General features: G+C 30.9%; 9 protein-coding genes and 2 tRNA genes. 2 read left to right on the top strand and 9 right to left on the bottom strand.

What is annotated here, in order from left to right; all coding sequences use genetic code 11:
• Positions 1 to 54: 54 nt before the first annotated feature.
• Complete coding sequence (locus EGM88_RS04655; protein ID WP_123896814.1) at positions 55 to 2,217, bottom strand: alpha-L-fucosidase; 2,163 nt, start codon at positions 2,215 to 2,217, stop codon at positions 55 to 57.
• A gap of 428 nt (positions 2,218 to 2,645) precedes the next feature.
• Here EGM88_RS04655 and EGM88_RS04650 point away from each other — a divergent pair, with 428 nt between their 5' ends.
• Positions 2,646 to 5,948: a glycoside hydrolase family 2 TIM barrel-domain containing protein gene (locus tag EGM88_RS04650; RefSeq protein ID WP_123896813.1), complete on the top strand. Its 3,303-nt coding sequence runs from the start codon at positions 2,646 to 2,648 to the stop codon at positions 5,946 to 5,948.
• A gap of 146 nt (positions 5,949 to 6,094) precedes the next feature.
• On the opposite strand, the gene EGM88_RS04645 is transcribed toward EGM88_RS04650, so the two are convergent.
• The 8 genes from EGM88_RS04645 to EGM88_RS04610 form a co-directional block, all read right to left on the bottom strand.
• A tRNA-Val gene (locus tag EGM88_RS04645) sits at positions 6,095 to 6,169 on the bottom strand.
• A 225-nt stretch (positions 6,170 to 6,394) separates the two neighbouring features.
• Positions 6,395 to 6,469: transfer RNA gene (locus EGM88_RS04640), tRNA-Val, on the bottom strand.
• 100 nt (positions 6,470 to 6,569) lie between these two features.
• A complete protein-coding gene (locus tag EGM88_RS04635; RefSeq protein ID WP_123896812.1) occupies positions 6,570 to 7,787 on the bottom strand; it encodes a bifunctional folylpolyglutamate synthase/dihydrofolate synthase in 1,218 nt (405 codons plus the stop codon).
• A gap of 3 nt (positions 7,788 to 7,790) precedes the next feature.
• Positions 7,791 to 8,747 (bottom strand): cell envelope integrity protein TolA, encoded by a 957-nt coding sequence (locus EGM88_RS04630; RefSeq protein WP_123896811.1) that lies wholly within the window; start codon positions 8,745 to 8,747, stop codon positions 7,791 to 7,793.
• Between the two features lies 1 nt (position 8,748).
• Positions 8,749 to 9,141, bottom strand: coding sequence for an ExbD/TolR family protein (locus EGM88_RS04625; protein ID WP_123896810.1), 393 nt, complete (start codon positions 9,139 to 9,141; stop codon positions 8,749 to 8,751).
• A 163-nt stretch (positions 9,142 to 9,304) separates the two neighbouring features.
• Positions 9,305 to 10,006, bottom strand: coding sequence for a MotA/TolQ/ExbB proton channel family protein (locus EGM88_RS04620; protein WP_123896809.1), 702 nt, complete (start codon positions 10,004 to 10,006; stop codon positions 9,305 to 9,307).
• A gap of 281 nt (positions 10,007 to 10,287) precedes the next feature.
• Positions 10,288 to 11,520 carry a Glu/Leu/Phe/Val dehydrogenase dimerization domain-containing protein gene (locus tag EGM88_RS04615; protein WP_123896808.1) on the bottom strand — a complete coding sequence of 411 codons (1,233 nt, stop codon included), beginning with the start codon at positions 11,518 to 11,520 and terminating at the stop codon, positions 10,288 to 10,290.
• Between the two features lie 110 nt (positions 11,521 to 11,630).
• Positions 11,631 to 12,701 carry an anhydro-N-acetylmuramic acid kinase gene (locus tag EGM88_RS04610; protein WP_123896807.1) on the bottom strand — a complete coding sequence of 357 codons (1,071 nt, stop codon included), beginning with the start codon at positions 12,699 to 12,701 and terminating at the stop codon, positions 11,631 to 11,633.
• 181 nt (positions 12,702 to 12,882) lie between these two features.
• Here EGM88_RS04610 and EGM88_RS04605 point away from each other — a divergent pair, with 181 nt between their 5' ends.
• A complete protein-coding gene (locus tag EGM88_RS04605; protein WP_123896806.1) occupies positions 12,883 to 14,025 on the top strand; it encodes an acyl-CoA dehydrogenase in 1,143 nt (380 codons plus the stop codon).
• Positions 14,026 to 14,042 lie beyond the last annotated feature (17 nt).

The following is a 14,042-nucleotide window of genomic DNA, read 5'->3' as shown; positions in this document are numbered from 1 at the left end:
TTTATTATTAAATGTGAGGTTATAGCATTACAGATAATTTAAATATTAAAATTGTTATTCAATTAAGAAATCAATTTCTCCAATTGCGGCTGAATTTCCTCCTCCAGCAATTACGTTAGACTCAACTCTTATATATTGTGTATTTATTATTTCTTTAAAGTAATAGACTCTTGGTGTAGGATCATTTATTAAATTACCAAACTCAAATGGCTCTATCATCTCCCAAGTTTTACCATCTTTACTCATTTTTAAAACACCTTTTTCAATCATCCCTTCATTATGCTCTGTTTGAGGAGTGTAGGTAAACCCTTTTATATTATATTCTTCTCCCAAATTAATACTTATATAATGTAAGTCTCCATTTGAATTAGACTGCCAATAAGTTTTAGCGTTTTCATCTATTGCATATTCTAATTTGTTTTCCTTTAAAAAGCTATCAGCATCAATAACATTCCAATCTTTTTTTTTTATACCAAATATTTGAGTTTCTAAACTGCCTTTTTCACTATTTACCTCAGCTTTAGCTTTTACTTCCCCTGAAACTAATAAAAAAGGTTTCTTATAAGTTTGAGAATTAGATGTTGGCTCTGTGCCATCTGTTGTATATCTAATTTTAACTCCTGAATTAATATTATCTGAAACATTTTCTCCATGCGGATTCCAGCCAAAATCATGTTGTTTAGGTTGGATTGTTACCATGCCATTTAGAGCTCTAGTGATTGAAAGTTGTGGAGGTTTAGTTTTATAGTAATGTGCTGTAATATTAGAAATTGCAGGGTAAAAACGAGACTCTAATATTCTAATCCTAAATTTATTAGATTTTACTTCTGGAAAACGTAAAATTCGTTTATAACCAATATTTGTAGCTGTGACAACTTCTTCCCATTGATTATCTATCCAAGCATCTAACGCATGTCTTTCAACACGTTCTCCATGGGTTACAATTGCTTCTTGCAATACAATTCTATTAATAGTAACTGGTTTTCTTGTAGTTATAACAATGCTATTATGAATAGAGTCTAATGCTACAAAACTACCTAAATCATTATCCAATACATTAGACTTACCCAACGCTTCTTTAAATAAATTTTCACTATATGTTTCTTTAATACGTTTACCTACCTCTATTAACACCTCTACATCTTCATTCGAAAACATACCGTTTCTGTTTGGTGGTATATTCAATAAAAACGTAGTATTGCCCCCAACAGCTCGTTCATATATATCAAAAACATCATCAGCACTTCTAACCTTTTGATTCTCATCATCTCTATAAAACCATCCTTCTCGAATTGAAGTATTTGTTTCTGTCTGCTGATAATGTAAAAAGTTAGCTCTATATAATTTTTCACGACTCGCAATATCTTCATCCATAAGGTCTGAAAAAGTATTCATTTCGTGTGGATTATCTGAAAATGGTATTACATTAAATTCAGTATCTCGTGTTCTTCCTGCTTCGTTACCACACCATCGAACATCTTGTTTTCCAAAAATTACAGCTTCTGGTGCAAGGGTTGTAATCAGCTCTTTCCAAGCTAAGTAATTATATTTCTGTCCACCTTTTCTTTTTGGATGAGCACCATCAAACCAAACTTCATGAATGGGACCATATTCTGTTAACAATTCAAAAAGTTGATTGAGAAAATATTCATTATAATCATCAACTTTAAAAGTAAAAGTAGTTTTATTTTTAAACGGACGCCCCTCAACCGGTCTTGGAATAGTCCTTTTTGAATATTCGCTTAGGTTTCCATAAAGCCCCTCTTTACTTTCTATTTGAAATAAATCAGCAGGAGAAAGATAAACTCCCAATTTTAAACCGTATTTCTTACAAGATTCTGCCAATTCTTTTAAAATGTCTCCTTTTCCATCTTTAAAAGAAGTGGACATAATGCCATGTTTTGTATATCTACTTTGCCATAATACAAAACCATCATGATGTTTTACGGTAAGAATCACCATTTTCATTTTAGCAGCAACCATTGCTTCACACCATTGATCTGTATCTAAGTTTTTTAAATTAAATACTTTTGGATTTTCATAACCATCACCCCACTCTTTTTTTGTAAATGTATTTGGCCCAAAATGAATGAAAGTAATAAACTCATTTTTTAATGCCTCATATTGGTTTTTGGTGGGAGTTATGTGTGCTGCTTTTAAAATAATAGAATCTTTAGTATCATTATCATCAACTTTCATGGTGTTGGACACAGGCATTACTAAAGAATTAATTTTTAGCTCTTTCTTTGCACATGATGTTATGGCTAGAATTATAAATAGAAAAAAAACGCTACGCAATCCGCTCTTCAAAAATGTAAACAAAATTGAACTTGACTTATTAAATGAATAAAATTTCACTTATTGATTTTTAAAATTATTAATTGATGTAAAAATACAAATACCCCATATAAAAGGCTAATTTTAAATAAAAAATATTAGTATTTTATGACTATAATTTTTTGAGATTAAAAGACATTCAAACAGCAATAACAAGTAAAAAAAGACATCATAATACACCTCGTTAATTGGAAATTTTAATATAACTACGTTATATTTGTTCAGCAATTAAAACAACGCTATTAAAGTACTTTTTTAACTCTATAAGTTCTTTATAATGTTTCATTATTATTTAAAACCCATTCAACATGAAAAAAACATTTGCTCTACCCTTATTTCTTCTAACCATTATAATAAATGCTCAAACATTAAAAAAAGACATCTCATATTATATTGAAAACCCCGCTATAATTTCTGAAAACAAGGAAGATACTCATGCCACTTTTCATTCTTACCAATCAGTCAATGCAGCCTTAGACAATAACTTAAATAACTCTAAAAACTACCAACTACTTAATGGATTATGGAAATTTAAATGGGTAAAAACACCTTCAGAACGACCTTTAAATTTTATGAATCCCGAAATAGATGTCACCGCTTGGGATAACATTAAAGTACCTGCCAACTGGGAGGTTGAAGGTTATGGAATACCTATTTATGTAAATCACCAATATGAATTTTCTGATTTTAAAGCTCCAATCTCCGGTGAAATGGAGTTTATTGATGGTATATACCCCAAACACCCAGGTAAAGTACCTTCTGATTACAACCCTGTTGGCTCGTATCGAAAAGATTTTGAATTAAAACATAATTGGAGTAACAAAGAAGTATTTTTACATATTGGAGCAATGAAATCTGGTGGTTTTTTATGGGTAAACGGAAATTATGTTGGCTATTCACAAGGCAGTAAACTGCCTGCAGAATTCAATATTACCAAACATTTAAAACCTGGCAAAAATAGTATTGCATTGCAAATTTATAGGTTTACAGATGGTTCTTATTTAGAATGTCAAGATTTCTGGAGAATTAGTGGAATAGAGAGAGATGTTTATCTATATGCTCAACCTAAAACTCGAATTAAAGATTTTGAAGTACAATCGTTATTAGACGCGTCTTATCGCAATGGAAAATTTAACTTAAAAGTTGATTTTGTAAATCATAATAAAAAGAAGCAAAAAATTAAAGTCAATTATAAGATTCTTGATAGTAACAAAAAAGAGATTGCTGATAATACTAAAGAATTTGAGATTAAAGATTCGAACAGCATAGAGTTTTCAGCATTGATTAACAATGTAAAAACATGGTCAGCAGAACACCCCAATTTATATACTTTAATAATCACAACTTCTGATAAAAAAGGAAATACCATTGAATCAATTCCAACTAAAATCGGGTTTAGAACGGTTGAAATAAAACAAGGCTTACTGCTACTTAACGGCCAACGAATTACTTTAAAAGGGGTAAACACTCAAGAAGCAAATCCTGAAACCGGACATGTAGTTAGTGAAAAACAAATTATAAAAGATATTACTCTCTGGAAAAAAAACAACATCAATGCTGTACGTTTAAGTCACTACCCTCAACAAGAAAAATTTTATGAGTTATGTGATAAATATGGTATTTATGTTGTTGATGAAACAAATATAGAGTCGCACGGAATGTATTATGGTAAATATTCTTTAGCCAAGAAACCAGAATGGAAAAATGCCCATATTGATAGAATGACACGTATGGTTAAACGCGATAAAAACCATGCTTCAGTAATAATTTGGAGTATGGGTAATGAAGCTGGTAATGGCATAAACTTCTTTGATGGTTATAAAGCAATTAAAAAATTAGACGCTTCAAAAAGGCCTGTACAATATGAAAGAGCATATAAAGATGAAGACGGAAATTTATTTGACATGGAATGGAATACAGATATTATAGTTCCTCAATATCCAAGTCCTAATACTTTTGAAAATATTGGAAGTAATCTTACTGACCGACCATTTATTCCAAGTGAATATGCTCACGCAATGGGAAATAGCACTGGTAATTTTCAAGACTATTGGAATATAATTGAAAAATATCCAAATCTACAGGGTGGATTCATATGGGATTGGGTAGACCAATCCATTTGGAAAACAAGTGAAAAAGGAGAAAAATATTACGCTTACGGTGGTGATTTTGGCGAAAATATGCCAACTGATAATAGTTTTTTGAATAATGGTATTGTTTTTCCTGATCGCACCCCCCAACCAGCCTTATTTGAAGTAAAAAAAGCTCATGAGTTTATCAATTTTAAAAATATGGGATATACAAGAAAAAACGAAGTACGTGTTTTAATTGAAAACCTATATGATTTTACAAATTTATCACAATTCAACTTTGAAGCTAAAATTAAAGCTGATGGTGAAACTATTACAACTATCCCTATCAAAAATATAGAAGTTCAACCACATACTTCAAAAATAGTACGTGTATCATTAGACAGTATAAAAACAAAACCTAACACAGAATACTTTATTGAATTTTCTGCCAAAACGAAAAACAAGTGGACTATTTTACCTGAAAATTTTGAAGTAGCTCATGAACAAATTCAACTTCATAATAAAACAGAATGGAAACCCAAAACACAAAAATATTCTGAAAAAATTACTATAAAAGAAGACAACAATCATTTAACCTTATCAAATAATAATTTTAAAATTGTAATTGATAAAACACAAGGTAAAATTATCTCTTACTCATACAAAAACTTACAATACATAAAAGAAGGTAATGGACCAACTCCAAATTTCTGGAGAGCTCCAACAGATAATGATTTAGGTAATGGAATGGAACGCAACAATATAGCATGGAAAAAAGCTTCGTTAGAAAATAAAGTTTTAGATTTTAAAATTGACAAAAAAACGAATCCAAAAACACCTATAATTACTATTATTTTTAACTTACCAAGTGTTGCTTCTCAATTAAAAACCACCTATACTGTTTTTCCAACAGGGGTTATTGGTATTGCAAATGTTTTAAATGCGAGTAAAGAAAAGTCTGATATCCCTAGAATAGGGATGCGAATGCAAATTCAAAAACAATTTAATCAAATGACATTTTTCGGAAATGGACCATTCGAAAATTATCAAGACAGAAAAGCAGCAGCATTTACTGACTTATATAAATCATCAGTGAGTAATCAATATGTTCCCTATATTAGACCTCAGGAAAATGGTTATAAAACTGAAGTAAGATGGGCTGCTTTTACTAATAATCAGGCCAATGGCATTATGATTATATCTTCCAAAAAAAATCACCAAAACTTAGGCTTAAGTGCTTTACACATGCCCAACGAAGATTTTGATATTACTGATGGTTTAGACTATTCAAAAGATAATATAAATGCCAATTATAGTAAACACACTACAAATATTAAAGAAAAAGATTTAGTACAATTAAATATTGATATGCAACAACGTGGTTTAGGAGGTGATGACAGTTGGTATTCTAAACCTCAAAAAAAATATCAAATAGATCCTAGTAAAGAACATCGTTATCAATTTTATTTAGTTCCTTTTACTAACGGAAATGATAAAACGTTTATTAAAATGTTCAAAGAGTATTATACTCTAAAATAGTTTCTCAATTCTCAGTAAAAATCCCAATACCAGTCTTGTATTGGGATTTTTTTTTACAATATTAAATTAGCTACATTAATACAACTCCTTTTTTTCTAAACCACACTCTCTATAAATTATCATTGCTAATAAAATTGTTATTGATGTGGGCCATACTGGATTCGAACCAGTGACTTTTACCTTGTCGAGGTAACACTCTGAACCAACTGAGTTAATAGCCCTTTAACGAAATTAAGTTTACTTATTATTTAACACCTCTTGAGCATAAAAAATACCATTTCAATTTATATAAAATCAATCTATTAAAAATTGACCAATTCATCCAAAAAACTTTAAAATAACTAATCATTTAACTTTATCAGTAACACAACAAAACTCATTTCAAAAAAGTGCAAACAAAAAACATAAAAAAAACCTTGCAAATCAATGACTTACAAGGTTTTGTGTGGGCAATGAGGGATTCGAACCCCCGACCCCCTCGGTGTAAACGAGGTGCTCTGAACCAACTGAGCTAATTGCCCTATTTCAATTAAAGAGAACTAATATCTCTTAAGCGGTTGCAAATATAAATTAGTTTTTTATTATCACAAACATTTTTTAATAAAATATTTTTAAAAAATTTTAAACGACCTCTGCAACTACAAAAGTACTACCACCAACAAATATTAAATCGTTAGCACTTGAATGAAGTTTTGCAGCTTCTAATGCTTGCTGAACCGAATCATAAAATTCTCCCTTAAGTTGGTAACAAAAAGCCCGTTTTTGCAATTCTTCGGCATCTAAACCACGAGAAATATTAGGCTTACAGAAATAATAGTTAGCATCTTTAGGAAATAGAGGTAAAACACGTTCTAAATCTTTATCATTTACAACGCCTATTACAATATGCAACTCATTAAAATTTTGCTCATTTAACTGATTAAGCACATAAGCCAACCCTTCTCTATTGTGAGCTGTATCACAAATAATTAAAGGTTCTTCATTTAACACTTGCCATCTGCCTAGCAATCCTGTATTTTTTATTACGTTCAATAATCCATTTTTTATGTCACTATTGGAAACATGAAATCCTTTAGTATTTAAAATATGAATCGTTTGAACAGCCGCTTTACTATTTTTCTGCTGATAATTACCTTTCAGATCGCTTTGATAGTCCGAAACAATCTCGTCAGAGGCATAATATATAGATGTGTTTTTCTCTAGACTTTTGTTCAAAAAAACACTTTGTATTTCTTCTTGTTTTTCACTAATTACTACTGGAATATGCTCTTTTATAATTCCTGCTTTTTCTAAAGCAATTTCAGACAACGTATTACCTAACATTTGCACATGATCTAAACCTATATTGGTTATTACGGAAACTTCTGGAGTAATAACATTTGTAGAGTCTAACCTTCCTCCAAGACCAACTTCTATAATAGCAATATCCACTTTTTGTTTAGCAAAATAGTTAAAAGCCATACCAACAGTCATCTCAAAAAAAGATAACTGATGTTGCTCAAAAAACGTTTTATTATCATTAATAAACTGAACAACTTCCTTTTTAGAAATGCAATTCCCATTTATTTTGATACGTTCTCTAAAATCTTTTAAATGAGGTGAAGTATAAAGTCCAACTTTATACCCTGCTTCTTGAAGAATAGAAGCAATCATGTGACTAGTAGAACCTTTTCCATTTGTTCCAGCAACATGTACACTTTTGAATTTTAAATGTGGATTATCAAGGTGTTTTACCAATGCTAATGTGTTGGTTAAATCTTTTTTGAATGCAGTTTTCCCCTGACGTTGATACATTGGAAGTTGAGTAAACATCCAATTTAAAGTTGCTTTATATGTCAATTTCTAATTTGCTAATGTAAAATTATAAATAATAGAACCTACTTGTTTAGAAGGAGCATTACCATCTGCATTAAATTTAGTCTTTAAAGCGGCTTCTTCAGCTCTCTTAATTAAACATGGTGCAGTATTAGTTGTCCCCTTAATTCCTCCTTTGGCAGATAATACCTTTCCATTTTTATCTACTGAAATACTTACTACTACTTTTCCTTGTTCATTACAATCGTATGTTGGCTTTGGAGTAGATGTTGCTCTTCTGTTTCCTAAACGATAATTTCCACCACTACCTCCACCTCCATTACCATAATATCCACTGGCATTAGGATCTCCATTGGGATTTCCTTTGTCTCCAGCTTTATTATCATTACCATCTCCTCCACTTCCTGTACCTCCAGTACCAGTTCCTTTACTATCACCTTTATTTAAACCTCCCATTAAAGCGTCTAACTTTCTTTTTTTCTCAGCTTCTTCCTGTCTTTTTCTAGCTTCTTCAGCGGCCTTTTGTTGCCGTAAACGCTCCGCTCTTTGTTTGGCTTCTCTTTCTGCTTTAAGTTTTGCTTCTTCCACTCTTTTTTGAGCTTCTTCTGCTTTACGCTTGGCTTCCTTTTCTTTATTTATTCTAACGGTCTCAGCATTATCTGTGGTTATAACATCTTCTGCTTTTGTTGGTTGAGAAACAGTCTCAGTTGGAATTTCTTCAATTTCTTGAACTTCTTCAACTACTTCTTCCACTTGTTCTACTTCTTCTACCTGTTCTTGAGGTGTAGAAGACGATGGTGCCGGTTCCGATTGTGAGTTTCCACTACCTACATCAGAAGTACCAAAGTTTACAGCAATACCATATTCTTCAGGAGGATCTAAATATTTTAATCCTAAAGTAAAAATCAGAAACAATATTAACCCCATAATAATGGTAGTTAATAGTGCTGATTTACGTTTATATTCTGTATCTAAAAGTGCCATTCTAATTAGGTCTAACCGCTAAAATTACTTTATATTTATTTCTATTGGCAATATCCATTATGCTTACAGCTTTCTCTATTGGAACTCCTTCTTCGGCTCGTAAAACTATAGTTGGATTTTCTTGATTAGAAAGCAAAGACAACAAACTTTGTTCAATCTCATTCTCTCTAACTTTTTCTCTATCAATATAAAAATCTAATCCTTTTGTAATACTAACAGCAACTGATTTATTATTTTCAGTTTTTCCCTGAGCTTTTGGTAGTAATATATCTAAAGCATTTACTGTTACCAATGTAGATGTCAACATAAAAAATATCAATAACAAAAATACGATATCCGTCATCGAAGACATATTAAATTCTGGACTTACTTTATTTCTACCTCTAAAATTCATAGTTATGAATAATTAAATAATTAAAAGATTTCATTTAACAAGCAAAGATTTACAATTGCTTACAACTCCTTTTCTTGAAACTCAATCTTCAAAATATATTCTGTTTATAATATACTTTTTTAAAACAGATTTTACTATACCAAGAATTAAAATAATTCTATAATTATGCTGGCTCGTTCAATAAGTCTAGAAAGTCAACAGATTGTGCTTCCATTTGATAAACAACTTTATTGGTACGCACTACCAAATGGTTATAAGCAATATAAGCAATAATTCCAACGATAAGTCCAGCTACTGTGGTAGTCATTGCCGTGTACAAACCATCAGATAACATTTTTATATCAATTTGCCCTCCAGAGTTTGCAATTTCATGTATTGCAACAATCATTCCAATAACTGTACCTAAAAATCCAATCATTGGTGCTGCTCCAGCAATAGTCGCAATTACACTAACATTTCTTTCTAATTTATAAATTTCTAATTTACCAGCATTTTCAATTGCAGTATTAATGTCTTCTAGTGGTTTTCCAATTCGAGAAACCCCTTTTTCAATTAATCTTGCTGTAGGCGAAGAAGCTTGAGCACATAATATTTTTGCAGCTTCAAGTTTACCATTTGAAACATGATCTCGAATCTGATTCATAAAATTTTTATCAATTTTTGAAGCAGCTTTAATTGCTAAAAAGCGTTCAAAATAAATGTAAAGAGCAACGGCGAGTAGCACAACAAGAATAGCTATTATAATCTGTCCTCCCAAACCTCCATCCATAATAAGTTTGTATATGGATAACGTTTTTTCTTCTGGAATAAGATTTTCTAAATTTTCTTGAGTTGCTTCTACACCTTCTTGGATTGTAAATGACATATAATAATGTAGTTTAAGGGATAATAGATAGGTAACGAAACTATTTAATAAAAATTGTTTAATTTATCAAAAAAATAATACTTATGAACTGAATCTATTTTTTATAAAAACTTCGGTAAAAATAAAACAAAATGGCTTATTAAAAAATATAGAATTAACTACAATGTTGTCTTTTTAATAAAACCTAAAAAAATAACAATTTGCCAACATTTTAAATTTATATCATTGACTACATACGTTTTAAGTAAACAATGAGAATACTTAATTACATTATTTAAAAATTAAACCAATTGTTTTAGTGCAATTTCAAATCCAGTTTTACAAATATCTGTTTTATATGGATGTAAGTTGTATATTTTTTCCAAAGCCTTAAATATGGTTTTTGAAGTATCTTGGAAAATAGCCTCATCTCTCATAGGAACTTCTACCTTACTCTCCATTAAATATGCGAAAACACGTGCAATACCACAATTTGAAACAAAATCTGGCAATAAACTTATTTGTTTATCTGTATATTCCATTATTGGCCCAAAGAAAATCTCTTTATCAGCAAAAGGTACATTTGCTCCAGGAGAAATTACTTCGAGTCCTGTTTCAATCATTGTAGTAATTTGTTCTTTTGTAATTAACCTTGATGCTGCTGCAGGAATAAAAATTTCGGTTGGAATTTTCCAAATAAGTTGATTCATATCTTCAAAAGGAATCATTTTTTCGGCAACTAACATATTTCCTCTTTTATTCAGAAACATATCTCTAACTTCACTAGAACTAAAACCATCCTCATTTATAACTCCTCCACTTTTATCAATAATACCAACAATTTTTACTCCAAGTTGGTTCAAATAATATGCCGCTGCTGACCCTACATTTCCAAACCCTTGAATAATTGCTCTTTTACCTTTTATATTACCCCCAAAAATATCATAATAATGTTTAACAGCTTCTGCCACTCCATAACCAGTAACCATATCAGCTACTCTATAATTTCTAGATATTTTAGGTGTATACTTAGGGTCTTCTATAACTTTTATTACACCATGCCTTAATTGTCCAATCCGATTAATTTTCTCAGCTTCTGTTGGCTGAAAATGTCCATTAAAAACACCTTCTTGAGGATGCCAAACACCACATTCTTCTGTTAAAGGAATTACATCGTGAATTTCATCAACATTCAAATCTCCACCTGTACCATAATAATGCTTTAGCAAAGGAGATACCACTTTATACCAACGCTCTAAAACCCCTCTCTTTCTTATATCATCAGGATCAAAATTAATTCCTGATTTTGCTCCTCCTATTTTTGGCCCAGAAACTGTAAACTTTATTTCCATTGTTTTAGCCAAAGACAACACCTCATTCTTATCCAACCCTTTACGCATTCTTGTTCCTCCTCCTGCAGCCCCACCTCGAAGTGAATTTATTACAGTCCACCCTTCAGCATCAGTTTCTGTATCTTGCCAATGAAATACAATTTCTGGCTTTTTATTTTCATACTTTTTTAATAAATCTTTCATATTTACTACAATTCAATTAAACTTTAACACCTCTTACACATGACAAACTTATTGCCCTTAAAAAATCTTAAATGTAGCTACAACTGAGTCATAATAAATAGAATTATAAATTAAACTTTTGGATATATTATTTTGCCTGATGAATGATTTCTACTAGCCCCAGTTACAGAACTTAAAACATTAACTTTACCTTGAATTTTTAACAATCCTAATAAAGCAAAAATTAGAGCTTCTTTAAAATCAATTACTTCTTTTGATACCAATTCAATATGCTGATTTGTATAAAACTGAATACGTTGAATTAAAAAATCATTAAAAGCTCCTCCCCCTGTTATTAATATTTTAGAATCCTTATCAATTAATTTAGCAATCTGTATAGCTATATGTTCATTAAAAGTTCTTAAAATATCTTTTATTTCTAGTTTAAATTGATCAATTAAAGGAAAAATAGTAGCTACAACCCACTCTAACCCTAATGATTTAGGAGGACTTTCTTTATAAAAATTCAAATCATTTAAAGCCTTTAACAGCTCCTGGTTCACAGTCCCTGTCGAAGCTAATTGCCCTTTATTATCATAAGGCATCCCAATTTGATTTACGTAATAATTCATCACAATATTTACAGGGCAAATATCGAATGCAATACGACTACCCCCTTTTTCATATGATAAATTGGCAAAACCACCCAAATTAATACAATAATCATATTCTCCAAACAACAGCCTATCTCCAATTGGCACCAACGGAGCCCCTTGCCCACCAAGATTAACATCAGCTGTTCTAAAATCATAAATTACTTTTTTATTTGTAACATTTGCAATAGTTTGTCCATCTCCAATTTGCAGTGTAAATCCCTTATCTGGTTTATGAAATATCGTATGACCATGAGAAGCGATGAAATCAACTTGATTTATATTTTTTTCAGTAATAAATCTATTAATAACCTCACCTAGAAACTTTCCATATTCTACATCTAATAACTTCAGAACATCTTTATCAGAAGTAAATGCACATTTTAATTTACGCTTCCATTCATCTGAATATGAATAAGTTTTAGCATTACAAATTTCAAATTTATACCCATGAGTCACATCAAATTTCACATAACATAAATCAACCCCATCTAGAGAAGTTCCACTCATTACACCAATACAATAAAAATAACTTTGAACTTCTTTCATTTTTATACTTTAATTATCATATTTATTATTCTGCCAATCTACTACTAAATTGTAAATTAAAAAAACCAACATTAATAACTTAATAATACAATTCTTTTTCGGATTTGTAAAAATACAATAACATTTTTATAAATAATGTATATTTGAAGTCATAAATACTAATTCAAATAAATAATACGCAATGGATTTTAATCTTACTGAAGAACATATTATGATTCGCGATGCCGCTCGTGACTTTGCTAAAACTGAATTATTACCTGGAGTTATTGAACGTGACGAAAAACAAGAATTTCCTAAAGAACAAATAAAAAAAATGGGAGAACTTGGATTTTTAGGCATGATGGTTGACCCAAAATATGGCGGTGGTGGTATGGACACCATATCATACGTGCTAGCTATGGAAGAAATTTCTAAAATTGATGCTTCAGCATCTGTAGTAATGTCTGTAAACAACTCTTTGGTATGTTGGGGATTAGAAACTTTTGGAACAGAAGAACAAAAACAAAAATATTTAACAAAATTAGCAACAGGAGAAATTATTGGTGCTTTTTGTTTAAGTGAACCCGAAGCTGGCAGTGACGCTACTTCTCAAAAAACAACTGCTATTGACAAAGGTGATTATTACCTTTTAAACGGAACTAAAAATTGGATTACCAATGGAAGTACTGCAAGTGTGTATTTGGTAATTGCTCAAACAAACCCTGAAAAAGGTCACAAAGGTATAAATGCTTTAATTGTTGAAAAAGGAATGCCTGGTTTTGAAGTTGGTCCAAAAGAGAATAAATTGGGTATTAGAGGTTCTGACACTCACTCTTTACTATTCACAGATGTAAAAGTACCCAAAGAAAATAGAATTGGAGATGACGGATTCGGATTTAAATTTGCTATGAAAACCTTAGCGGGAGGAAGAATTGGTATTGCCTCTCAAGCATTAGGTATTGCCTCTGGTGCTTACGAACTAGCCTTAAAATATTCGAAAGAACGTAAAGCTTTTGGCAAAGAAATTAGTAAACATCAGGCTATCGCTTTTAAACTTGCAGATATGGCTACAGAAATTGAAGCTGCAAGACACTTATGTATAAAGGCCGCATGGGACAAAGATCAGCATGCAAATTATGATCTATCTGGAGCTATGGCTAAATTATATGCCGCTGAAATGGCCATGCGTATTACTGTAGAAGCTGTACAAATTCATGGAGGCTATGGATTTGTAAAAGAATATCACGTAGAACGTCTTATGCGTGATGCTAAAATTACGCAGATTTACGAAGGTACAAGTGAAATTCAGAAGATTGTAATTTCAAGAAGCGTTCTTAAAGATTAAAAGACATTATATATAAA

Source organism: Aureibaculum marinum (genome assembly GCF_003813905.1).
Lineage (GTDB): Bacteria > Bacteroidota > Bacteroidia > Flavobacteriales > Flavobacteriaceae > Aureibaculum > Aureibaculum marinum.
Note: the sequence above shows the minus strand (reverse complement) of the source record. Positions and strands in the feature narration are given on the sequence as shown.